Source organism: Microcoleus sp. AT8-A3, from assembly GCF_036705675.1.
Lineage (GTDB): Bacteria > Cyanobacteriota > Cyanobacteriia > Cyanobacteriales > Microcoleaceae > Microcoleus.
This window is the reverse complement of record NZ_JAUBVD010000004.1, coordinates 63,264-87,743: the sequence shown is the minus strand read 5'-3', so window position 1 is coordinate 87,743 and position 24,480 is coordinate 63,264. Positions and strand designations below refer to the sequence as shown.

At 46.4% G+C, this 24,480-nt stretch carries 20 protein-coding genes; 9 read left to right on the top strand and 11 right to left on the bottom strand.

The window, feature by feature from the left end; all coding sequences use genetic code 11:
• Positions 1–3: 3 nt before the first annotated feature.
• The gene (locus QUB51_RS03930; protein WP_333208413.1) at positions 4–2,331 is read left to right on the top strand and encodes a S8 family serine peptidase; all 2,328 of its coding nucleotides are present in this window, start codon (positions 4–6) and stop codon (positions 2,329–2,331) included.
• 88 nt (positions 2,332–2,419) lie between these two features.
• Here QUB51_RS03930 and QUB51_RS03925 read toward each other — a convergent pair whose 3' ends face one another.
• Both QUB51_RS03925 and QUB51_RS03920 read right to left on the bottom strand, forming a co-directional pair.
• Positions 2,420–3,151, bottom strand: a complete 732-nt coding sequence (locus tag QUB51_RS03925) for a WecB/TagA/CpsF family glycosyltransferase (RefSeq protein WP_333259666.1) — start codon at positions 3,149–3,151, stop codon at positions 2,420–2,422.
• Positions 3,152–3,358: 207 nt separating this feature from the next.
• On the bottom strand, positions 3,359–3,496 hold the full coding sequence (locus tag QUB51_RS03920; protein ID WP_333038037.1) for a hypothetical protein: 138 nt from the start codon (positions 3,494–3,496) through the stop codon (positions 3,359–3,361).
• Between the two features lie 111 nt (positions 3,497–3,607).
• On the opposite strand from QUB51_RS03920, the gene QUB51_RS03915 reads away from it, so the two are divergent.
• Together QUB51_RS03915 and QUB51_RS03910 are read left to right on the top strand one after the other, a co-directional pair.
• Complete coding sequence (locus QUB51_RS03915; protein ID WP_333259663.1) at positions 3,608–6,817, top strand: glycoside hydrolase family 15 protein; 3,210 nt, start codon at positions 3,608–3,610, stop codon at positions 6,815–6,817.
• Between the two features lie 155 nt (positions 6,818–6,972).
• On the top strand, positions 6,973–7,863 hold the full coding sequence (locus QUB51_RS03910) for a hypothetical protein (RefSeq protein WP_333259660.1): 891 nt from the start codon (positions 6,973–6,975) through the stop codon (positions 7,861–7,863).
• Between the two features lie 80 nt (positions 7,864–7,943).
• Here the strand turns inward: QUB51_RS03910 and hisB are convergent, their stop codons facing one another.
• Together hisB and fabI are read right to left on the bottom strand one after the other, a co-directional pair.
• Positions 7,944–8,582, bottom strand: coding sequence for an imidazoleglycerol-phosphate dehydratase HisB (gene hisB / locus QUB51_RS03905; RefSeq protein ID WP_445299447.1), 639 nt, complete (start codon positions 8,580–8,582; stop codon positions 7,944–7,946).
• 507 nt (positions 8,583–9,089) lie between these two features.
• A complete protein-coding gene (gene fabI / locus QUB51_RS03900) occupies positions 9,090–9,866 on the bottom strand; it encodes an enoyl-ACP reductase FabI (RefSeq protein WP_333052503.1) in 777 nt (258 codons plus the stop codon).
• 329 nt (positions 9,867–10,195) lie between these two features.
• On the opposite strand from fabI, the gene ntcA reads away from it, so the two are divergent.
• The 4 genes from ntcA to QUB51_RS03880 all read left to right on the top strand — a co-directional run bounded on the left by ntcA (position 10,196) and on the right by QUB51_RS03880 (position 15,140).
• Positions 10,196–10,861, top strand: a complete 666-nt coding sequence (gene ntcA, locus QUB51_RS03895) for a global nitrogen regulator NtcA (RefSeq protein ID WP_333272220.1) — start codon at positions 10,196–10,198, stop codon at positions 10,859–10,861.
• A 77-nt stretch (positions 10,862–10,938) separates the two neighbouring features.
• Positions 10,939–12,630 (top strand): DUF3084 domain-containing protein, encoded by a 1,692-nt coding sequence (locus QUB51_RS03890; protein WP_333259654.1) that lies wholly within the window; start codon positions 10,939–10,941, stop codon positions 12,628–12,630.
• Between the two features lie 360 nt (positions 12,631–12,990).
• Positions 12,991–14,124 carry a formylglycine-generating enzyme family protein gene (locus QUB51_RS03885; protein WP_333052498.1) on the top strand — a complete coding sequence of 378 codons (1,134 nt, stop codon included), beginning with the start codon at positions 12,991–12,993 and terminating at the stop codon, positions 14,122–14,124.
• Positions 14,125–14,744: 620 nt separating this feature from the next.
• A complete protein-coding gene (locus QUB51_RS03880) occupies positions 14,745–15,140 on the top strand; it encodes a pre-16S rRNA-processing nuclease YqgF (RefSeq protein WP_333052493.1) in 396 nt (131 codons plus the stop codon).
• Positions 15,141–15,402: 262 nt separating this feature from the next.
• On the opposite strand, the gene QUB51_RS03875 is transcribed toward QUB51_RS03880, so the two are convergent.
• On the bottom strand, positions 15,403–15,828 hold the full coding sequence (locus tag QUB51_RS03875; RefSeq protein ID WP_333052491.1) for a hypothetical protein: 426 nt from the start codon (positions 15,826–15,828) through the stop codon (positions 15,403–15,405).
• A 721-nt stretch (positions 15,829–16,549) separates the two neighbouring features.
• On the bottom strand, positions 16,550–18,130 hold the full coding sequence (locus QUB51_RS03870; RefSeq protein WP_333052489.1) for a photosystem II high light acclimation radical SAM protein: 1,581 nt from the start codon (positions 18,128–18,130) through the stop codon (positions 16,550–16,552).
• A gap of 375 nt (positions 18,131–18,505) precedes the next feature.
• Here QUB51_RS03870 and QUB51_RS03865 point away from each other — a divergent pair, with 375 nt between their 5' ends.
• Together QUB51_RS03865 and QUB51_RS03860 are read left to right on the top strand one after the other, a co-directional pair.
• Entirely contained in the window at positions 18,506–18,895 is a 390-nt protein-coding gene (locus QUB51_RS03865; RefSeq protein WP_333052487.1) for a DUF1830 domain-containing protein, read from the top strand.
• Positions 18,896–19,132: 237 nt separating this feature from the next.
• Positions 19,133–19,723, top strand: coding sequence for a hypothetical protein (locus tag QUB51_RS03860; RefSeq protein ID WP_333259650.1), 591 nt, complete (start codon positions 19,133–19,135; stop codon positions 19,721–19,723).
• A gap of 139 nt (positions 19,724–19,862) precedes the next feature.
• On the opposite strand, the gene QUB51_RS03855 is transcribed toward QUB51_RS03860, so the two are convergent.
• From QUB51_RS03855 to QUB51_RS03835, 5 genes are all read right to left on the bottom strand, one after another.
• Complete coding sequence (locus QUB51_RS03855; protein WP_333052482.1) at positions 19,863–20,948, bottom strand: DUF3474 domain-containing protein; 1,086 nt, start codon at positions 20,946–20,948, stop codon at positions 19,863–19,865.
• A gap of 733 nt (positions 20,949–21,681) precedes the next feature.
• Complete coding sequence (purF, locus tag QUB51_RS03850; protein WP_333052479.1) at positions 21,682–23,148, bottom strand: amidophosphoribosyltransferase; 1,467 nt, start codon at positions 23,146–23,148, stop codon at positions 21,682–21,684.
• Between the two features lie 139 nt (positions 23,149–23,287).
• Complete coding sequence (locus QUB51_RS03845; RefSeq protein WP_333259647.1) at positions 23,288–23,563, bottom strand: hypothetical protein; 276 nt, start codon at positions 23,561–23,563, stop codon at positions 23,288–23,290.
• A 132-nt stretch (positions 23,564–23,695) separates the two neighbouring features.
• The gene (locus tag QUB51_RS03840) at positions 23,696–24,022 is read right to left on the bottom strand and encodes a type II toxin-antitoxin system RelE/ParE family toxin (protein ID WP_333052477.1); all 327 of its coding nucleotides are present in this window, start codon (positions 24,020–24,022) and stop codon (positions 23,696–23,698) included.
• A complete protein-coding gene (locus QUB51_RS03835) occupies positions 24,019–24,267 on the bottom strand; it encodes a type II toxin-antitoxin system ParD family antitoxin (RefSeq protein ID WP_333052475.1) in 249 nt (82 codons plus the stop codon). Before QUB51_RS03835 ends, QUB51_RS03840 begins: the two co-directional genes overlap by 4 nt.
• Between the last annotated feature and the right edge of the window lie 213 nt (positions 24,268–24,480).

The window sequence follows — 24,480 nt, the reverse complement described above, 5'->3', positions numbered from 1 at the left end:
CTGATGGTACAACCAAGCAAACCCACCTCCGAGACTCTCCAAAACTATCAAGGAATTGGAGTTCCCGATGAAAGTCTCCCACTGATTTTGCAGCGCGGCGGCGATGAATTGCTGCTGTCAAAAGCGGACGATCGCTTTACAGTCCGCCCCTCACCAACAGCATCAGCCTCAAACGATTGGGCTGCAACAACTGGGGCAAAACTCAACCGCCGCGTCGGCCAAAGTAATCTCGAAGAATATCTCGTTTCAGCCGATCGCCTAGAAGCAGCAATGCAAACAGCGCGCGCCAGCGATGCCGTAGCTTTTGCCAGCCACGTCTATTGCCCCGCGAACAATCCCAGTACATTCTTTTATTTAACCGACCAAATTACCATTCAATTTGGCGAACAAGTAGACGAAGAATCGCGAAAGGCGATCGCCAATGCAGCAGCTTTAAAAATAGTCCGGCCAGTAGAAGGAATTCCCAACACCTTCGTCTGCTTCGTCACCAAACAAGCAACAGAAAACCCGGTCAAAATTGCCAACCGCCTGACAAGATATCCAGAAGTTCTCGTAGCAGAACCCAACATTTTAGTAGAGACGCAGCAGCATTACACGCCCCGCGATCCGCTTTATCCCAAACAGTGGTATCTCAACAACAAAGGCGGCAAGGAACTTGTCGGCGGTGCTCAAATTTATGCAGAACCAGCTTGGAACCTGACTCGCGGAGTTCGATCGATCGTAATTGCGATCGCCGACGATGCAGTTGACATCACCCACCCGGATTTTCAAGCCCAAGGCAAAATCGTCTCACCCATCGATTTCAAAGAGGGCGACACTTCCCCGATGCCAGTCGCCGACTCAGACAACCACGGCACAAGTTGTGCCGGCGTCGCCGTTGCTGAAGAAAACGGCAAAGGCATTGTCGGCGTCGCCCCCGGATGCGCCCTGATGCCCATTCGTACCACGGGTTTTCTCGATGACGATTCTGTCGAAAAAATATTTAATTGGGCGATCGAAAAAGGTGCCGCCGTCATTTCTTGCAGTTGGGGGCCTGCGGCAGTTTACTATCCCCTTTCCCTGCGGCAGAGTGCCGTTATCACCAAAGCAGCAACCCAAGGGCGGGGCGGCAGAGGCTGCGTTATTCTGTTCGCTGCCGGCAATGCCAACCGCCCAGTCAACGGCACAATTAACGAGAAAGGCTGGCCCAACAACGTCCTGGGCGGTCAAACTAGATGGCTGGCAGGATTTGCCGTCCACCCCGACGTAATTGCCGTCAGCGCTTCCACTTCCCTCAACAAAAAAGCAGCCTACAGCAATTGGGGCACCAGCATCTCGGTTTGCGCCCCCAGCAACAACGCGCCGCCGGGAACTTGGTTGCCAGAAACCGGATTTATCGGCACGCCGCCGGAGGTGACGCAGTATTTGCCCGGTTTGGGGGTGTTTACTGCCGATCGAGTGGGCAATCGGGGCTACGACTGGGGGGACTATACTGATACTTTTGGCGGTACTTCCAGCGCCACTCCAGTAGTCGCTGGGGTTGCAGGGTTGATACTTTCGGCTAACCCCCGTTTGACGGCGCGGGAAGTGCGGGGAATTCTCGAACAAACTGCTGAGAAAATTGTCGATCCCGATCCCGATCCCCAGTTGGGCAATCGCATGGGAAATTACGATCCTAACAACGGCCGCAGCGATTGGTTTGGTTACGGGAAAGTGAATGCTTTTAAAGCTGTGCAAGCTGCGGTGAGAAAGGGCGGCGGCAATCCGAATATCGGGGGTACAGTGTTCAGCGATATTTCTGGACATTGGGCACAGAAGTTTATTGAAGCTTTGGCTGCGGCGAATATAATTAGCGGTTTTCCTGACGGTTCTTTTAGGCCTGATGACAGTTTAAACCGTGCTCAATATGCGGCGCTGTTGGTGAGTGCGTTTAGTCCGATTCCGAGGGTGCCGGCTACAAATTTTATTGATGTTTCTGCTACTTTTTGGGCGAGAAGTGCGATCGAACGGGCAAATCGGGGGGGGTTTTTGGCGGGGTTTCCGGGGTTGAAGTTCGGCCCGAATCAGAATTTAACTAAGGCTGATGCGATCGTGTCTTTGGTTAACGGTTTGGAACTTAAGGGCGGCAATCCTGATACTTTGAAAGTTTACACCGATCGCTCTCAAATTCCTAATTATGCTTTAAGTGCGATCGGCACAGCAACTGCTTTGAAGATTGTGGTTAATTATCCTTCCCGCGATTGGCTTTCGCCGCTGCGGGACATTACCCGCGGTGAGATTTCGGCTTTGATTTACCAGACTTTGGTGGCGATTAATCGGGCAAAGGCGATCGATTCTCCTTACATTGTTTAATCGCGATCGGTTCGTAGTGAGGACTGAATTCCTGATAATTTTATGAGGACTTTAGTCCTCACTACAAACCTATTTTATTGTGGCATTTTTAAGCTCGAAAATCCCCCAAAGCTTTCAAGGCAAATTGTGGCAAAGCCAACATCCTCCGCCACCGCCAAGGTTCTTGATAAAGCCGATACAACCATTCTAAATGATTGTCGCAAAACCAAGCAGGGGCGCGAGTTTTTTTGCCCGCCCAAATATCAAAACTGCCGCCAACTCCCACCCAAATCGAATCAGGACAAAGATGCCGGTGTTCGGCAATCCAAAACTCTTGGCGCGGCACTCCCAAGCCCACAAAAATCAGTTTTGGCTGCATTTCTTTCAAGCTTTGATCCAAGTCTTTTTGTTCGTGTGGCGAGAGATATCCATGCTGAGAAACAATCGACAATCCCTTAACTTTTTGCTGCCAATTTTCTGCTGCCGCCTCCGCAATTCCGGGGTAACCTCCGAAGAAAAATATTGATTCAGAATTCGGCAAGTTTCCGGCAGCTTCTAACAGCGATTCTGCTAATTCAATCCCCGGATAGCGCTGTGCCGGTTTGCCACGCAGCCGCAAGTACAACACCACTCCCGAACCGTCGGGAATCACGAGTTCCGCTTTGCGGATTACATCTGCTAAGGCCTGATTTTGCTCGGCTTGCATGGCCATTTCAGCATTCAAAGTCACCACATGACTTCCTAACCCTTGATGCAGACGCTCCATCAGCCAACCTGCATAATCATCTAATATGTGAACTGGTAGTCCCAGCACTGAAAATTGCGGGCGCGATCGATCCATATTTTTTTCTTTGAGATTCCTACACACCTAGTTATTTAAATTAGCTTAGATTGGCGATCGACGCTAGACCAGTTTTGGTCGCAAAAAACCCGGTTTGTGCCACCAAGAGTCTGTTAAGTCATCGTTCTGTGGCCCAGAAACCGGTTTTTTTGTAAGCGACGAGTCGCGCAAGTTCATTAGAGTTTGCCCGCCAAGTGCGATCGAGCATTAGCGTTCGATTTTTTTGACAGAGCCGTCTGCGTACCATTCCATCGGTACTAGCTCAATTTTACCATTAATTTTCACTGTAGAGTAGACAACTTTCACGAAAGGAACGCTGTTGTTATTGTGGTTTTGGGTAGACATGGCAATTACCTTTTTGTGTTTGGATAACTTGAGAAATAATCTAATCTCTGATATATTTAAAAGTCTATTCACCCCAAATCTACTCGCATCAGGAAAAAGCAGGAAAACGAAATGGCGATCGCAAAAAACCAGCGGCAAACCAGGTTAGATTATTACTACGAGCAAATCAAAACCATCATCCTCAAGCGCCAGAACCCAATTACTGGTTTGCTGCCCGCGAGTACCGCCGTTAACGCCCACGGCGACTACACCGATGCCTGGGTGCGCGACAACGTGTACAGCATTCTCGCGGTTTGGGGTTTGGGTTTAGCTTACCGCAAAATTGATGGAGATCAGGGCAGGACATTTGAACTCGAACACAGCACAGTCAAACTGATGCGCGGCTTGCTGTTTGCGATGATGCAGCAATCGAGCAAAGTAGAACATTTTAAAAATACTCAGTCGCCGCTAGATGCCCTGCACGCTAAATACAATACTCAAACTGGAGGTATTGTTGTCGGTGATGACAAGTGGGGACATTTACAGTTAGACGCTACATCTATATTTTTATTAATTCTTGCTCAAATGACGGCTTCCGGGCTGCACGTAATTTTTACAATTGATGAAGTCAATTTCGTGCAAAATTTAGTTTACTACATCGGTAGAGCCTACCGCACGCCGGATTACGGAATTTGGGAAAGAGGTCATAAAATTAATCGCGGCAATGCAGAATTGAACGCCAGTTCAGTTGGCATGGCAAAAGCAGCGCTGGAAGCAATAAATGGGTTGGATTTGTTCGGAATTAAAGGCTCTCAAGCATCGGTGATACACGTTTTGCCAGACGAAATTGCCAGAAGTCGCATAACTTTGGAATCGCTTTTGCCTCGCGAATCGAGTTCAAAAGAAGTAGATGCCGCTTTATTGAGTGTGATTAGCTTTCCGGCTTTTGCTGTGGAAGATCGAGAATTAATAGAACGGACTCGAAATAAGATTATTGACAAATTGCAAGGAAATTACGGCTGCAAGCGGTTTCTGCGGGACGGACACCAAACAGTGTTGGAAGATGCCGATCGCCTGCACTACGAGCCCACAGAATTAAGGCAGTTCGAGCACATTGAATGCGAGTGGCCGCTATTTTTCACTTATTTATTGTTGGACGGCATATTTCAGGGAAATCAAGCCCAAGTGCAAGAGTACCAGCAGCGTTTGGAATCTTTAGCAGTCGATCGCTCTGGTGTGCCGCTACTACCAGAATTGTACTACGTCCCCGCCGAAAATATAGAAGCAGAAAAGCTAAATCCCAGCAGCCAGCAGCGCTTACCCAATGAAAATATTCCCCTAGTTTGGGCCCAAAGTCTGTATTTTCTCGGTCAATTGCTAAATGAAGGATTAATCGCAGTGGGCGATATCGATCCGCTGGGAAGGCATCTGTCAGTGGACCAACACAGAGAACCTTTAGTGCAAATTGCACTGTTAGCTGAAGACGAAGATTTGCAAGCAGAATTAGCCGCTAACGGCATTGCCGCGCAAACCCCAAAACAGGTAGAACCTATTCAAGTCCGCCAGACTAAAGAATTATCAGCTATTTACACGCAAATTGGACGAAACGACCAATTAGGCTTAACCGGCCGCCCCGTGCGCCGTTTGCGGAGTTTAACAACTTCTCGGGTGTTTAAAATTCGCGAAGAGGCGATCGTATTTCTTCCCTCATTTTTGAACAGACAAGAGTTTTACTTAACTTTAGATTACCATTTTTTAGTAGCTCAAATCAAGAGCGAAATAGCTCACATTCACCGCCACTGGTATCAGTTGGGACGCCCTACGGTAACGCTGATGCTGACTCACACGATGCTGGAAACCGGTCGGGAAGTGTTGTTAGAATTAATGAAGGAATTCCGGGATGGACACTGTAACAATACGCCAGTTAAACTTGGAAATATTAAGCAGTTAATGCTGACCGCTGGCACGGAGAGAATTGATTTCATGCACGATTTTGAATTCACAGAATCTCCAGTTACAGGTGCAGTCGAAACTCCCAGATATCTCGGTTACAATCCTGAAAAAACTTGGCCTCTGGGTCATACGCAAGAATTTAAATTAGAGTGCGAAACTAATACTCAATTTTTGCTGACTAGCCTGCGCGAATCAGAAAATTTGTACGAACAAATTGAGCTGCTGCACACCTTGGTTCGCCTCAAAGGGTTAAACTTTGATACAGGATTTGGAGGGGCGGAAGAAACAGTTAAAGTTGTGGATTTGCTCAACGAAGTTTATACAAAAGCTGGAGAAAGTTCGCAATCAAAAATCCAATGGGCAGTCATCCGCCATGCCGCAGGTTTGCTGGACAAAGTTGATATCAGCTTATCCGATGCGGTGACAGATATTTTGGTGCGACAAAAACAGATTGCTGTGGGGAAAGCTTACAGCGAAGATTCGATAATTTCGAGACCCGGATCTTACACGGAAGTGATGGACAAAATTCGCCAATTCTGCGGAGAAGATATTCGCGATCGAGTTCTAACTCAAGAAGTTCTCATCTACCTCGGCTTGTTAATTAAAGCCGAACCCCAGTTATTTAAAGGCCTGCTGACGCTAAGAGTTAGCTACTTTATTTTGCTGCTGACTAGCGAGTTTGCTCGCGAATTGGGAGTTACCCAAAATGAAGCTTACGAACATTTAATGCAGCTAAGTCCCTTTGAAATCAAAAATCGCCTGCGCCAAGTGTTGACAGAATACGAGGAAATGAATCAAATCCTCAAACAGCAAGAATCCCTGCGCGTCAAACAGCCGGAAAAAGATATTGAATGGGTAGTAGCGCCAGTTTCTGAAGAACCAACAATGCCTGGGGGAGGATGGCGTCGGAAGCGGCAGATGGAAGGTACTGTCAATCGCGTACCGAAGGATTTTTATCCGAGTGTTTGGGGACTGCTGCGGCACTGCAAAGGCTTGATAATTGGCGACAAATTAGAGCGGCGCAATCGGTTAGATAGCCATATCATTTTATCGGAAATGACACCAGGCGAAAAGAATTTTGCGCTACAAATCGAGCATTTGCTGAATAAGATTGTGGCGCCGGAATACCGGCAAGTAAATATTGAGGCGCTGATGGAGTTGGCCGCGATCGCCCAGCGCAACCCAGAATTGCAAGTAGAAGAATACATCGTTTTAGATGTATTAGTCGGTCACGCAGTGCGGCTGAATTGGCAAGGAAAACACCCGGAAAGAGCCGATAAATACGACGAAGATAAAGCGGCGGCTTGGCAAGCTTTTTACAATACTTCGCCTTACGTTTGCGCGAGTCATGTACTCGATGCTTTCAGATTCTTGACAAAGTTTGGATAGATTGAGGGCGGGTGGTTAATACAAGTCTCGATTGACCTGTTTGTAGTAAGGACTTCAGTCCTTTCATTGCCAACTCATCAGCAAAGACTTTTGTCCTAACTACAAATCTATTCCACTTTTCCAACAAGTCTAGTCAATTCAAGATAGAAAAAATTATGATGAATGTTTCTACAATAGCAGATAACAACGTTGCGATTCAGTTGTCGATCGAAGAAGTAGAATTTTTCCTGCAACTTGTTCAGGAAGTGCAACAGGTAATACCAAATAGTTTTACAACAAGAGTGAATACCTCTCCCAGACAAGCTAGAGGTTTTTTTGAATCTATTATTAAAGAGATTAAACAGTCCGGTGAAAGCTTGATGACTATTAGCTTTTCCTTTCAGGAAATGTTTCTATTACAGCATTTACTTAATGAAGCTTGTCATGGGATAGTCATCAATGATTTTCAAATAAAATTAGGGAAATCTAAAGAAGAAGCAAAAGAACTTTTACAGTGGGTGTGTAATGTGACAAAAGAGATGGAAGCTCTTAAGGAAGCCAGAAGAGCTTCATATATGCCCTCTCCTTCAAATCTACCGAAACCAGAGGAGGCGAATAAATGTTGCCTTGAGGCTGACGGATACCTGATTACTTTTTATATAAGAAAACTTCTGTATTCTCAAAATGTTGTTAATCTATTTATCGTCTTAAACATTGGCACTACTCAGCTTGTTGCATTTTCCATTAGTTCGGTGCCCAAACCAATTGAGGTTGAAGATTTATGCGATCTTATCAAAACCTTTGAACAATACATTGAGCTTTCTGACCAAGAGTTGGCAGCTTTAGAAAGCCCTTTTCAAATTTTTAATAGTAGCATTTTTCAATTGCATACTTTAGAAACAGATATTACCTCAGACAATGAAAAGTATGCTATTGTGAATTTTATGCTACCTTTAGCTAATTCTAGACATAGCATTGTGAAGCCTTTTATAGGTGTTAAAGGAGCCGTTACTTTCAGAAATATTTGTAGCTTTACCTCATCTATGCGAAAGATATTAACTGAGTAATGCTCAAAAATTCGAGAGTGATATCCCTATTTTGATTTACAAGTTCGTAGTAGCGCCCAAACGCTACTACAAACCCCATACTACAAAACTCCTTTAGAACTCGGAATCCGAGTAGCCCGCCGCGGGTCGATTTCCACCGCCATCCGCAGAGCTCGCGCAAATGCCTTAAACGCCGCTTCTACAATGTGATGAGAATTTCCGCCCTGCAACTGTCGAATGTGCAGTGTCATTTGAGTGTGGTTCACCACCGCCGAAAAAAACTCTCTCACTAATTCAGTATCGTAAGTGCCGATCCGCTGGTTGGGAATTTCCAAGCTGTAACTTAAGTGAGGGCGTCCCGAAAAATCTAGCACTACCTCAATTAAAGCTTCATCCAAAGGTGCGATGAAATGTCCGAAGCGAGAAATGCCCGATCGATCCCCGACAGCTTTTGCTAGGGCTTGGCCCAAGGTAATTCCCACATCTTCGTTCGTGTGGTGGTCGTCAATCTCCAAATCCCCGATCGCCTGCACGTCCAAATCGATCAATCCGTGAGAAGCAATCTGGTGCAACATATGGTCTAAAAACGGAATCCCCGTAGACGCCTTGCAAGTTCCCACACCGTCGAGATTGAGGCTGGCCGTGACATCCGTTTCCAGTGTCGTGCGTTTCACCAAGGCGGCCCTAGCTGGTTGAACTGAACTTGCAGGAGGTACAGAAGGGCGATCGATTATTTCCATAATTCGCAATTGGTCATTCATTAGTTATTGATAATTAGTAATTTGAGAACGGGATTTTTTTAGTGTTGAGTCTCAAGCAAGGGGCGGGTTGTGCATACAACTGACATCAGACACCTGCAGTCAATCAAGGGATTTTTGGTGGGTGGGGGCGGGTTTATTTAACCTGTCTGTCACCGGAGAAACTTTTTGGTGAACCCGCCCCGTAAGGTTCTTGAAAATGGTGCAAGAAGATGCGAGTGGGTGGGGGCGGGTTTATTTAACCTGTCTGTCACCGGAGAAACTTTTTGGTGAACCCGCCCCGTAAGGTTCTTGAAAATGGTGCAAGAAGATGCGAGTGGGTGGGGGCGGGTTTATTTAACCTGTCTGTTACCGGAGAAAGTTTTTGGTGAACCCGCCCCTACAGGTTCTTGAAAATGGTGCAAGAAGATGCGAGATCAAACTTACTTGTTAAAGTTAAAGTTTATTGTCTAAACCCGCCCCTACATAACTCTAAATTCTCGACAACTGTTACATTCCCATGATTTCGTAACCGGCATCGACATACAAAATTTGACCCGTAATTCCGCTAGCGAGATTGCTGCACAGAAAAGCCGCAGCATTTCCCACTTCCTGCTGAGTCACCGTCCGCCGCAGCGGGGCCACTTCCTCAACGTGGTGGATCATGTCCAGAATACCGCCAACTGCTGACGAAGCCAGAGTCCGAATCGGGCCAGAAGAAATCGCATTTACCCGAATATTTAACGGGCCCAGTTCAGCAGCCAGATAACGAACATTCATTTCCAAAGCCGCCTTAGCAATTCCCATCACATTATAGTTAGGAACTACCCGGACGCCGCCCAAATAAGTCAGCGTCACAATACTGCCACCCTCGGCCATCAGGGGTTTAGCAGCAGCACAAAGCCGCACCAGCGAGTAAGCGCTAATATCCAAAGCATTGGAGAAACCTTGGCGCGAAGTGTTGGTGAAGTCTCCCGAAAGTTCGTCCTTGCCGGCAAAAGCCAGACAGTGGATCAGGACATCTAACTTGCCCCACTTGTCGGCGATGGTTTGAAAAGTAGACTCAATTTCGCTCTCGTCTTGGACATTGCAGGGCAAATACAGACTGGGATTGAGCGGTTCCACCAGTTCAGCGACTTTGCGCTCGTGCTTGCCTTTCTCGTCCTTCAAATAAGTTATGCCGAGGTTGGCCCCAGCTTTGTGGAGCTGCTGAGCGATGCCCCAGGCGATCGAGCGATTGTTGGCAATGCCCGTAACAAGAGCATTTTTTCCGGTCAAATCTATCATCTGTAGTTTATCTAAAAGCAACTTGCACCGTTCTCATTGGCTATATCTGACAACCCCGCCAGTTTAGACACAACTGATTCAGATTTAACTGATTCAGACACAATTGAGACACAATTGAGACACAATTGATATTAATTTTGCTGTGGAGCTACATGGGGGCGGAATTGAAAAAGTTAAGAGAAGGGCTAGATTTAATCATACAGTGCGTGTTTACCTTAACATTAGATGGAAGTAACAGAATCCTTGGATATTGGAGGTTGGGCAGTATATTTACTCAATAAGGTTAATCGGCAAGTTATAAAGTATTGATTAGTACAAAGGATCTAGTCGTGACGCATGATAGACCGCTAGCAGCCGTGTTCCGCCAAATCAGCGGCGGGGCGTTTCCACCCATTGTGGAAACCTTTGAACGGGGCAAGACAATTTTTTTCCCTGGAGACCCGGCTGAGCGCGTCTACGTTCTCATTAGAGGTGCTGTGAAGCTCTCCAGGGTTTACGAAGCAGGGGAAGAAATTACAGTCGCCCTCCTGCGCGAAAATAGCGTATTTGGGGTGCTGTCTCTGATTACGGGACACCGATCGGACAGGTTTTACCACGCGGTAGCCTTTACGCCGGTGGAATTGATCTCGCTGCCGATCGAACAAGTCGAGAAAGCGCTCAAGGAAGACCCGGAACTGTCGATGGTGATGCTGCGGGGACTGTCGTCTCGGATTTTGCAAACCGAGATGATGATTGAAACGCTGGCGCACCGAGATATGGGTTCGAGACTCGTCAGCTTTTTGCTGATTCTGTGCCGGGATTTTGGCGTGCCGGGGGCTGAGGGGATTACGATAGATTTGAAGCTGTCCCACCAGGCGATCGCCGAAGCGATCGGCTCGACGCGGGTAACGGTGACTCGTTTGCTGGGCGATCTCAGGCAAGAAACCATGATCTCGATCCACAAGAAAAAGATCACAGTCCACAACCCGGTGGCCCTAAGCCAGCAATTCACTTGATGCCGAGAAAGTATAGGATTTTGGATTTTGGATTTTAGATTCAATCCAAAATCCAAAATCCAAAATCTAAAATCGGAATGACTGCTGGATACATCCTGGTATTTGTAATTTTAGTGTTGGGGGGTGTGATCGCCACTGTCAGCGATCGCCTTGGGACGAAAGTTGGCAAGGCAAGATTGAGCTTGTTCAAACTTCGCCCCCGCGATACTGCTGTTGTTGTGACAGTGATGGCTGGCAGCATCTTGTCAGCACTGACTCTGGGCATTTTGTTTGCTACTAGCAAGCCGCTGCGAACGGGAGTTTTTAGAATAGACGAGATTCAAAAAAGGCTCAACAACGCCCGCAGAGAAATCAACCAAGCCACTCAAGAAAAAAATCGAGTTGAAACTGAATTAGCTCAAGCCAGAGCCGCTCAAGCGCAAGCTAGAGCCAATTTAGAGCAAATAAATCAATCCCTCCAAGCAGCTAATGCTGAGCAAGCTCTGACGCAAACAAAATTAAACTCGCTGCGGGCCCAGCTCAACAGCGTGCAAGCAGCTAAGTCTAAAACTGAAGAGCAGTTAAGTCAGGTAGAAGCGGCTAAATCTAAGACAGAAGAACAGCTCAGGAGCGTGGAAGCAGCTAAATCCCGCACCGAAGAACAATTGAAACTGGTGGAAACGATTCGATCGACTACACAAGCTCAGCTCGATCGCACCCAGAACCAATTGAAAACAGTTTCTGCTCAAAAAACGGCTTTAGGATCGGAAATCGCCCAACTGCAAGAGGAACGGCAACAGTTAATCGAGCAGCGAGAGCAGGTAAAAACTCAAATTGCCCAGCGAGACGCAGAAATTGCCAAGCGAGACGCAGAAATTGCCCAGCGGGACAAGGAAATTGTCGATCGCAACGAACTAATTGCCCAGCGAGACAAGGAAATTGCCCAGCGAATGCAAAATCTCGCCGAGCGCGATCGAACTATTATCGAGCGCGACAAAGTAATTGCCGAGAGGGAAGCACTGTTAGAAACCTTGGCACAGCAACAAGCTCAACTCGAACAGCAACAAACTGTCTTGCAGCAGCAAGTGCAAATTTTGGAACGCGACTTTCAGGCAATCCGCGAGGGTACAGTTGCTATCAGGCGCGGTCAAATTTTAGCTGCTGGCGTGGTTCGCATTATTGAACCCGGTATGGCGAGTCGCGCGATCGATCGGCTTTTGCAAGAAGCAAATAAAACCACCGTCGGACTGATGCAGCCGGAAAATACCAAGGTTAGGGATCAGGTTATTCAAATTACTAAAGCAGAAATCGATCAACTAATTAGTCAGATTAAAGACGGTCAAGACTACGTGGTGCGAATTGTCGCCGGCGCTAATTACCTGCGGGAAGAAAAGCTAATTAAGGTATTTGCAGAAGCAGAAATCAATCGAGTTGTGTTCCGCGCTGGAGATGTGATTGCAGGGGTTGCTGTCGATCCGGTGACTTTGACTGACGAACAGGTGCGGCAGCAGTTGCTGCAATTGATAGAAGCTTGTCAATTTCGCGCTCGCCTAATCGGCGTTGTCGGCGGTAGAGTTCAAGTGGCCGACAGTCAGATTGAAACTTTAGCTGGTTTTATCGAGCGATTGCAGCAGTACGAGAAACCGCTGGACGTTCAGGCGATCGCGGCAGATGTCACTTACATCGCCGGCCCGCTTAAAATAGATTTAGTGGCTCTTGAAAACGGAGTCGTTGTTTTTCGCACCGGACAACAAAAAGCTGGCCCAGGAGATTTGAAAGTTAAAAAATAAGTGCGATCGACATATCGAATTTGATGAAAAATTTTGGGCGATCGAATGACAATTTTGCTTGACATTTTCGCGCTATTGACATATCATTAAATCATGGGAATCCGTGCCGCCATATATATAGCAATCGTAGGGTGCGTCGCCACCAAAAATCTGGAAGCACCACCAACAATCTCACAGCGACGCACCGCACCCAATTAGTAGGGTGTGTCGCCACCAAAAATCTGGAAGCACCACCAATAATCTAACAGCGACGCACCGCACCGCTAAGAGCGCAAAGAAAGAAACTAAGAATCGAACCCTGAGATATTGACATCACAAAACAAAATTTTGCTCAATTAAAATGCAGGATCGTGCGGTGTAATGTCAGACAATCAAAATCAACCCAGAGAATACGATGCCGTCCGTGGCGGTCAAAATTCAATTCCTGTCAATGCTGCGGTACTCGGAGGCATTCCTGGTGTTAAAAGCCGATTAGCCTCACCCATTGTCGAAGTGAGAATCGCCGCCCTCTCCGAAGCACTCAAATATGGAGAAGCTGGCTTAGATGTGATAATGCAAGCTTTGCGCGAGGAATCAATGCAGGTGAAACTTGCTGCCTATTCACTCCTGAAAGATAGAGATGATTTAAAGATAAAACCGCAGTTTCAAGACTATCTCCCTACATTTGAATTTGATGTCATCACAGTGGATGCTGAAGGAAAAGAAAACAGTCGTAGAAAGTATGCGGCTCATTACTTCCCGGAAGACTTAGGTAATGGAGTTGTGCTCGAAATGGTTTACATTCCCGGAGGCACATTTATGATGGGTTCGCCAGAAACAGAGCGAGATAGAAAAGATAAGGAAAGTCCGCAGCATCAAGTAACATTACCAGCTTTTTATGCAGGAAAATACCCCCTCACCCAAGCACAGTACCAAGCAGTTATGGGAAATCATCAATCGGAGTTTAGAGGTGAAAAACTTCCTGTAGAAAACGTAAGCTGGAATCAGGCTGTAGAATTCTGCCGGAAACTTTCTGAAAAAACAGGCAAGATTTATCGCTTACTTTCGGAAGCAGAATGGGAATATGCTTGTCGCGCCGGAACTATAACACCTTTCTATTTTGGCGAGACAATTACCACGGATTTAGTTAATTATAACGGTTATCAACCCTATGGTGCAGCGCCCGAGGGACTTGTTCGCAGACAAACGATAGATGTAGGGAGTTTTGGCCCGAATGCCTTTGGACTTTATGATATGCACGGTCAGGTCAGCGAATGGTGCAGCGATAAGGTGCACATTAACTATGACGGCGCACCGATTGACGGAAGTTCTTGGGAAACTGGAACAAGTAGTGGCGGAGTGCTGCGTGGAGGTTCGTGGAGGAGCGGTGCGGTCAATTGCCGTGCTGCCTTCCGCAGCTTCTTCCCTCGGCGCTACTCGGGCTTTTTGGGCCCGTGCAGGGGTTTTCGTGTAGCGGTTGCTTTGGCTGTCCCTTTCTCCCTGTCTTATCTGTGAGGACTCTTCTTGACTCTTTAGCCCTTTTCCCTGTTTCCTGTTTACCCTCTTGCGCCCGCTTTAATTTTTTTTTTTTGCACTCATCTTTGCACCCGATTCAAGATAGTAGGGTGCGTCGCCATCAGTAATTTGCAAATCAAATCGACAATCTCACAGCGACGCACCGCCTGCACAGAGGTGAGAGAAACCGGGTTTTTTCGATAAATCCAAACTGGGAAGCAAATATTGTGGCAAAAACCCGGTTTCTGATTTGTGCGCGTTGCTGTGAGAAACCGGGTTTTTTCGATAAATCCAAACTGGGAAGCAAATATTGTGGCAAAAACCCGGTTTCTGATTGCTGCGGGGGGGCAAAAGAAACCGGGTTTTTTCGATAAATTAAAACTGGAAGTAAAGATTATGGCAAAAACCCGGTTTCTGATTTTAGACATTATATGGCCGCAGGGATTCCCATGATGATATAATATGTCAATCCTGCAAAAAAGTCAAGCAAAATAAGTACGATCGCCCGCAAAGATTTTGAGACATTCAAGAATGCAAGTATCAGATTATATCTAGGTTAGCGATTGAGTTGACTGGCGCTCGATCGCAACTACAAACTTATTAACACAGGACTCATAAATATGATTTTAGGTTTCGATCCAGGTAAAGACAAATGCGGCATAGCTGTAATGGGTAGAGATAAGAAGGTCTGCTACCATCAAGTTGTGCTGTCGGAAGCAGCGATATCTACTATTCAATCTTTGTGCGAACAGTTTCCCATTGAGTTATTGGTAATCGGAGATCAAACGACTTCTAAGAGTTGGAAACAAAAACTGACACAGAGTTTGTCGCCAGCGCTCAAAATTGTTCAGGTGGACGAGAGGTACAGCAGTTTAGAAGCGAGGGAACGCTACTGGCAAATGTACCCTCCCACGGGACTTTCGCGCTTGATTCCCCAGGGAATGCGGACGCCACCGAAGCCAGTGGACGATATTGTGGCGATCGTCTTGATTGAGAGATATTTGAACAAAAGTTAGTCAATCTTATAACCGTTACCATTGATTCTCTTGGATTATTAAGGAATCAATATGTTTTGGTGGGCATTAAATTTTTAACTTAAATCATGTCCGGTCGAGCCATCGCAATTTTTGTAGGGGCGGGTTCACCAACAATACCTGCCAATAATTGACAATATTAAAAACCCGCCCCCATCGGCATATTATGGTTAATCGATCGGACATGATATTAAATAAAATACACCCTAAATTTAGTGAATTTATCATTAAATAACAGTTAGTGTTACTTAATGACAGCTTCGGTCAAAATTACCTTACCATTCTGGCGGACTTGCAGGCGTTGGGGATTAATCGAATAGATAATATTGCCGTTAGTCGCTTCATAACTTCCGTCATCACCTGCTGTTACTTGCATGACATTGATTTGGGTGCCATTTATTTTGCTAAGGCCGCGGTAAAAAATATCGCCTTCCTGGGTTTTGCAAATGTATATAGAAAAGTTGGGCGTTGCGAAAAATTGCACCATTTCGGCCCTCGGACATCCCTCAACTTGAGCAATTTGCAGCGGTTGATTATTGCCCAAAGTGTTGGGTGCGGGTTGATTTAGTGCAGTTGCTTCTGCTGAGGCGGTCAAAAAGCCTATCGCACTAATCCCCGCCATAACTAGAACTACTGCTTTAATGTCCTTAACTGTATCTTTATAAAACATCCTGTTACTCCTGGTTTTAACTATATAATTACATCTTAAGCTATCTTTGCTGGATATTAATAATATTTAATCTCAGAGGTGAGAGGTGCAGGGAACCCGGTATACCCTCGGTTTAAGTAAGGTGCGAACTGTGCACCTAACACCCGTGAAAATACACAAGTATGTCAATGCGATCGCAGGCAAGCAATCTCTTGTATTTATGACATTTTTAAGATTTTATGACTTGTTCACGCCGATTTGAGAAACCGGGTTTCTTCATATATTTCTCGTTACTAAACCTTTGATTTTCGTAGAAACCGGGAATCAGCGCCCCCATGTCGCGAACGGACTCTTTTATATCAATTCCGGTTGCATTGGAATGATTAAACCGCAGAGAACGCAGAGAACGCAGAGTCAATCGATTTTAGATTTTAGATTTTAGATTTTAGATTAAAGAATTGACCCCACGGATAAATTCGGGGGCTTGTTTATCGCATACAGGTTTTTTATTTCTGGGTCCTGAGTCTGCGAAGGAATGAATCCGGGGGCTTGTATCCTGGATGCTTTCGGTCAGAGAACAGAGAGATGAATACAGGACTCGGAAGGGCGGATTTGATATTACACGGTAATGTTTATTTGCACTTACCTATTTATTAAATAATAAAAAGGGAAACAGAAGATAGATTTTTCCTCCCATTTCCCCTTTTGAAAAGAACCGTCTTCCTGACTGCGAACCTGGTAATTAATTAACTGCTGCCAATTGTTTGTCTTTGATTTCCACTGGCGCGGTTAATGCTTCTTCCAAATCCGCACAGCCGAGTTTTTCCTCCAGAATTGCCATCACTTCGCGACCGAAATCATTGGAATTACGCTGCCAAGCTTCTAAACAAATTTGCCCGAAAAAGGAACCCAAAGGCTCGGGATTCCATAGCAATTTGCGCGCTGTCCAAGGCATCAAACTCATCGGATCGTAACCCGGTTGCAGAATCTCCTTTTTAAAGGCGTATTCTTCTAAAATTGTGTGCGGCTGCAACCCGATAAAGAAAATAGCTGGTTCTACTTTATCTGCTCCGAAAATCCGCTCTAGTTCTCGGTGATAAGCAATAGTTTGCCGGATGGTTTCAAAGGTTTCGTCAATGACGTTAAACGAGTAATTAACGGAAACCACATCGTTGTAACCTGCTGCTTTTAAATCGCGACAATTTTCCAAAACTACTCGCAAGTTGTAGCCCATCCGCATTTTCCGAACCAGTTCTTGGGAACCGCTGGTGATGCCGATTTCAAAGTAATTCATCCCCGTTTTTACCATCAAATCGCACAACTCTGGTGTGAGATTGTCCGCACGGATGTAAGCGGCCCAGTGTATGTCGTCCATGCCGGCGGCGATGATTTTTTGCAATAATTCAACTGCATCATCGATGAATTTGCGTGCTGGGATAAATTGAGCGTCGGTAAACCAGAAATTGCGGATACCTCTCGAGTACAATTGCCGAATCTCCGCCACCACCTCATCCGCCGGATTGATCCGCACTTGTTTCCCCTCAATCACCGTATAAATGCAGTAACAGCAATTGTGAGGACAGCCGCGCTTGGTTTGGACTCCCACGTAGAAGTCCATATCCTGTAGATAATAGGAAAATTCTGGCCAAATGGTTTCGATGTAGTTATAGTCGCAAGCAGTTTTCTCGATGTTGGCTGGTTTTTCGTGAATTAGCTTCGCGCGCGGCACAGTTTCTCCCACCACATAACACCTTTCCTCGGCCAAATCTTCGCCCTTAATCAACTTCTCCAGCAAAGCTTCGCCTTCCCCCACCGAAACCACAGTGCCCGTGGGCAAACTGCGTCCCAACTGCTCGTAAAACACGCTCACAGCACCGCCTCCGACCACTGCACGAGCTTCGGGGCGGTATTTCCGGGCCCGCTTCAATCCGCGCTTAATCAGTCCCAAATTGCGCCAGAGTTCGGTGTAGTAAGACGCGGCTAAACGCAGTCCTCCGAGTGCTCCCCGGAACTTGATCAGGGGATTTTTGGCGTAGTAAAACTCGAAGGCATTTTGCAGCGGGTTGCCGCCCCGGCCGCCCACGGGGGCGTAAATTTGAATGTCCCGCCAAGAGAAAACTAGCAGAGTCGGCTTAAACTCGTCTATGCTGGCATCTAAAGCTTTAGCGAAATCCAGGGGGGGTACGGCACCTAAATCGAAAATGCGCTGTTCGACATCGGGAAACAGCTTGTGTACGTGATCCGAAAGATAGACAACTCCGATCGGGAAAATCGGATTGCAAGGGAGGCGAACGTACAGGACTCGGTTTTCTCGGTTTTCCATGATTGCCATATCCTAAAGTGGAACTTTTTCAGCTATGTTAATATTCTTTTAATATAACTTTACAATATGTCTAATTTTCGCAATTTGACATTAAATATTCTTAAATTTTTTTAAACTGGCTAAAAGCCGAGCTTGTTGGTGTCGATCGGCGACAGCAGCAGAAAAAAGCTAATTTTTAAGTGAATACAGCTTATTTTGACAAAAAATCTCTGCTAGGAGTCAAAAAGCCGATATTTATCCGGTTATATTTTAATAGAAGTTCGATCGGTCTCTCATGTATTAGGGAGTTGGTAGTCGGCTTTACAGTAGGCGGGATCGCCTAGTGTTAGCCTGAGAAGATAACTAAAACTTTTAGGCAAGGCTCCCTCAGCAGTTATGGCTCAAATTCTTGACCCCGTACCCTCAAACATTGACAGCAAGATTCTGTGCTGCTACGTCAACGCCACCAGTCAGATTCAGATTGCTCGCATCGCCAACATTCCTAACTGGTACTTTGAACGAGTGGTGTTTCCCGGACAGCGCTTAGTGTTTGAAGCGATGCCCGCTGCAGCATTGGAAATTCACACCGGGATGATGGCTAGTGCAATTTTGTCGGATAAAATTCCTTGCGATCGCTTGCAGATTAACGAAGGCCCCTATTCAAAGGTCAATCCTAGCAGATCCCCAGAGGCAGTTCAGGGCGATCGAACAATCATGGCCGGCCGCCCCAAATCCAGAGAAATCTCAGAACCTTTGACTGTACCGGCGCTAACCGCCGTTGATTAATCCCAGTTGTGAGTTTTGAGTTATATAATTGTCAGTTAATTGATAACTCCGCGCTCAAAATTCCAACTTCTGCAAAGCGGTAAAAACTCAACAGTTAAGAATCAAAGTTTGTGAAATGAATTTTAGATCAAAACTCACAACTGGAAATATTGTCCGGTTTTTCGTATTTCTCTGAGTTTGGTTGGCGGGCCCAAAAGCTGTGCAAAAATATCCTTAAACAGCTTCTCGAATTCAGCCATGTCAGCACAACCTCTTGCTTCTTCCCCATCTTCTGCCCCAGTATTTGAGCCGGCGGTATTCCGGCTTTCTCCCCTGATTAGAATCACGCTGTTGAGCTTGTACACAGCCCTGACAATTCCATTGCCGTTTTTGTCGGAAGTAACGAAAGCACCGGTTCCTCCCGCCGCACTCTGGGCGGGAATTGTTGTTGGGGCTGTGGGCCTCTACGGCGTGCTCAGTGAAAGGGTAATTTTGAGCGAGGAAGGGATTGAAGTCACATATCCCAAGTGGTTTCCGCATTTTTTTCGCAAGGGTTGGTCCCTACCTTGGACTGAGGTAAAAGCTCTCAAACCTCGATCGACCGGTCAAGGAGGTTTAGTTTACTATTTTTTGAGTCATTCGGGTGAAGGTTATTTGTTGCCAATGCGGGTGGCTGGATTTGGTAAATTAGTCGGTTTGGTGGAAGCAAAAACAGGTATTGATACTAGAGATGTCCGCCCTTTGTCGCAGCCTTGGATGTATCTTATTTTGCTGGGATGTACGCTGCTGCTGCTGTTGGTGGATGCGTGGACTATTGTTACGGCGATCGGGCTTAAAGGTAATCTGTAAATTTATTGTGGGTGGGCATCTTGCCCGCCCCCAATATGCAGGTTAAATGTGGAATATCTTATGATCAAACACGCACAAAAAAGAAAAACCCGGTTTCTTAAAGAAGCCGGGTTTTTGCGTATTCTATTGTTTATTTAAACTACTTAACTTCAGCCGATCGCCGACTGTTAGGTGATTCGTAGTAAACTCCAGAACCTGTATCGGAGACAAAATGACAATCCCAGTAAGAGCGAATAAAGCTCTTCCAAATTGGATCGGTTGACTTGCGATAATAATCGCCCAACACTGGCTTGATGGCTTCCGTTGCTTCCTTCAAGTGATAGTGCGGCATTGTCGAGAAAATGTGGTGGGCTACGTGGGTGCCGATATCGTGATGGATGGAATTGATGATTCCGTAGTCGCGATCGATCGTAGACAATGCACCTTTCAAGAAAGACCAATCATCTCCGCGATACCAAGGAATATCGGCTTCTGTGTGGTGCAGGAATGTTACCAAATCCAGCCACATCACGAACACTACATAGGGAACCAAGTAGAACTTGAGTAAAAACAGCCAACCAAACTGATAGGTTAGCGCGCCTAAAAAGCCTACCATCAGTACCAAGGATGCGGAACTTGTCAACACATCCCATTTTTCGGACGGACGGAAAATCGGGCTACCGGGCATGAAGTGAGAACCTACTCGATCGGGCGATCGGCGAAATAGATAAATTGGATAGGCAAATAACATCAAATAAAAGCGTCCTAGCTTTTCGTACCAAGGCATTTGATTGTATTTGCTTTCCGATACCGGATACCAGCTTTCATCGTTATCTAAGCTGCCTGTATTTGCGTGGTGGGTTCTGTGACTAATCCGCCAACCGTGGAAGGGCACGAGAATTGGAGCGTGGGACAGGTGTCCGATCAGGTTGTTGAGCCATTTGCTCTTAGAAAATGAACCGTGTCCGCAGTCGTGACCCACTACAAACAATGCCCAAAACATGGTTCCCTGCATCAACCAAAAGATTGGATAAAAGAGCCAGGAATCCAGGGTGTAGGCGATCGCATACAAACCTGCGATGATGCCAATATCTAAAAAGAAATAAGCCAGAGATTTCCATGCCGATGGCTCAAAACAGTGGGCTGGAATGGCTGCCTTGATATCTTGAAGAGTAAAAGGTAACTCTGCTGTACGAGAGGATGAGCCTTGATTGCTCGGCTGATTGAGAACAGTATTTGATTGCACGAAGTTTCCGATTTAAGCTGACTTGAGAAACCGCATTCCGCCTTCTTTTAACAGTCAATCGATTTTAGATTTTAGATTTTAGATTTTAGATTCACTCCACAGATGAATCTGGGGGCTTAAACTAATATCTAAATTTTTGGCTCTCCCGGACAGGAGTCGGGGGGTTGTATGCCCTATGCAGGTGAGGTAACATTCAACCTGCAAGGAGCCATCTTTTTACTCTGCAAGGGTTTCTAAAGTTATTTAGTTCGCATGAATAGCCCGTCCGCGATTCTCAAGCAAGTTGGCTTGTCGAATACTTGTGTCGGAAAAATTAGTGCGATCGACCCTGTTATCTGAAAAAATCTCATGTGCCCGTTGTTGGTGCGAAATGCGACTTCCATCTGAGAGTGGACATCTGGAGGAACTACCTCCAGTCTGCAGGTAGCATACAGCGTTTCGAGCAGGAATTGTGAACGAGAGTGTAGGGAAAAACCATCGATTTTAGATTGCCGATTTTAGATTCAAGCACAAATCTCAAATCTCCAATCTCCCATCTCCAATCCGAGGGTTGGGTTTCGCACAAGTTCTACCCAAGCGACTGTTCACTACAGTTCACCAATTCTGCAAGAATTGCTAAAGCTAAGTTAATGTAACATTTCTACACACATTCTGGCAATGACTTACCAGAAAAACTTGAAAATCCATAAATTGCGGAAAGTGACGGGCGATCGCTTTCTCGCTTTGGGATTTTCTAGGTTCCAGCTTTTTCTAATATGAGCTTAGACCGTTTTACCATTTCTGGAACGTCGATCGGATAATCACCGGTGAAACACGCCGAACAAAAACTCATCGGGTCTTCGTTAGTCGCCTTCAGCATTCCATCCCAACTCAAGAAAGCCAAGGAATCAACCCCAATTTGGGTGCCGATTTCTGCGACTGACTTAGTAGCAGCAATCAACTGATCTTGATTGTCGGTGTCGATACCGTAGAAACACGGATGAGTCACCGGCGGCGAGGAAATTCTCATGTGAACTGCTGTTGCGCCAGCATCCCGCAAGGCTTTGACGATTTTGCGACTGGTAGTGCCGCGCACGATCGAATCATCGATAATAATTACCCGCTTTCCTTCCAACACATCTTTGAGAGGGTTGAGTTTCATGCGGATTCCTGACTCCCGCATTGTCTGAGTCGGTTGAATAAAAGTGCGCCCCACGTAGCGGTTTTTAATCAATCCTTCGGCGTAAGGAATGCCGGAAGCTTGAGAAAAGCCGATCGCCGCCGGGATTCCAGAATCGGGAACGCCGATAACTATATCAGCATCAGCCGGAGATTCTGCTGCCAACAAACGCCCGATCCGCAGTCGGTAGCTGTACAAACTTTCACCTTCCATCTGGCTGTCGGGGCGAGCAAAATAGATCATTTCAAAGATGCAAAGTTTGCGCTTCTGTTGCTGGCTCCAGTGGAAGGAAGCCATACCTTCCTCTGTAATCCAAACTAATTCCCCGGGTTCTACGTCCCGCAAAAATTCAGCACCGATAATATCCAAGCCGCAAGTTTCCGATGCTAAAACGTATCGTACCGGAGTTGTGGGGAGGATGCCAATTACCAACGGGCGGACGCCTTGGGGGTCGCGGACTCCCATCACGCCTTTAGGGGTGGCGATCGTCAAACTAAAGGCTCCTTGGCACATACCAAAGGCACTGATCGCTGCTTCCAGCCAGTCTTTGCCCTTGTCTACCTCGGAACCGATCGCCACTGCGATCGCCTCTGAATCCGTCGTGCTGACAAATTCGCACTTCCGAGACAGCAATTCTTCGCGCAATTCTTTAGTATTGACAAGATTACCGTTATGTGCTAGGGCCAGACTTCCCAAACGAGTTTCGACAACCACAGGCTGAGCGTTGACCACGCGCGAGGAGCCCGTAGTAGAGTAGCGAGTGTGCCCTACGGCTAAGTTACCGGGCAAGTGACCTAAACTCGATTCGTTGAAGACTTGGGAAACCAGTCCCATATCTTTGTGCAGGTGTACTGTGTCACCGTCAAAGGTAGCAATCCCTGCTGATTCCTGACCGCGGTGCTGCAAAGCATACAAACCGAAGTAGGTCAACTTGGCGACATCTTCACCCGGTGCGTAGATACCGAAAACGCCACAAGCTTCCTCGGGCTTGTCGGGTTTGCTAGAATGCTCGTCAGCCGCGAAGGAATGGTTGGGAATCATAGATGGGTGGGTTCCTAATGGGGAAGGTGGGTTAGGGGGACAGTTTCAGCGGGAAATCTTGTTTGCGAAGGCGTCGCATAACTTAACATTCCCTTAATCTTGCCACGGATCTGTCATTATTTCCAAATCGTGTAGCATTTCAGACAGAAGCGATGCGGCGTTTAATGGCATTGTAGTATCGATCGCCCCCAAATCCTATATTAACCTTAATTAACAGCGGGCGATGGCTGGGGCGAGGGCTGGGGCGATGGCTGGGGCGATGGCTGGGGCGATTGTCAAACGAAGTCAGCGCAACGCCAGACTGAATAGATTGGCGATCGTGCAATGGCAAATAAATTAGGAAATTGCTTGATGAGCTTTTTGAAATATTAGAATTTAAGGGCGATCGAGCTTGACTTTTCTGTGAGATTGACATACTATATCATCATGGGAATCTGTGCGGCCATGTAATGTCATTTTGGGGGCGATCGAGTATTAAGTAATACCGACAGGAGTGAACCGTGGGATGGAGATTTGGCAGCCTGAAAAATTTTCCTACTTTACAAAGTCAATCAGCTTCATCTCCTGACAAAACTTCCTCTAAATCTCTCGCTGCGTGCAGAATTCTCACTACCTCAATATAGTTATCAAAAGACAGATAGAAAATCAGATAATTCTCAAACCCCCTAACTGACAATCTTCGCAAACCCTCCAACCGTGGATTTTTAACCGGATACAGGCGACCCATTCCCGACATTTGAGCCAATCTCGCAAATGTCTGACGTGCTGCATCAAAAAAACGCAATGCAGCATCAAGATTATTTTGAGCAATATAAGCAAAATTTTCGTCTAAATCTTGACTTGCTCTTGGTGTAATGACAATCCGTTTAGTCATTGCTGGTGTGGGTCAAGATTCTGCACCAACTGAGCCCGTTTTTGCTCCCACCAATCATCGGTAATCTCTATAGAATTGCCACTATCCAAACCAGCCAACAATAACGACTCAACCCGCGCGGCTCTTGCTTGTTCTTGGCGAATTAGGTGCAAGATGTATTCCGCTGCATTACTGTAGCCTCCGATTGCCACTTGTTCGTTAATAAAATTTTGAATTGAATCGGGAAGAGGAAGATTGAGGGTCATATTTTTTATCCTTCCTAATATGTGACCGTGGCATATTTTAACTATTATAGGACTTCTGCACGGGTAGCCAGAAACCGGTTTTTTTTGCCCAGAAGACGCGCTACAGACCGCAAAAACCCCAAAAAACCCGGTTATGAAGGTTTTGATGCGTCAAGGACTATATTTATCAACCAGGTTGAAACCGCCCAGCCTTAAAAGAAAAGTCCTCGCGGG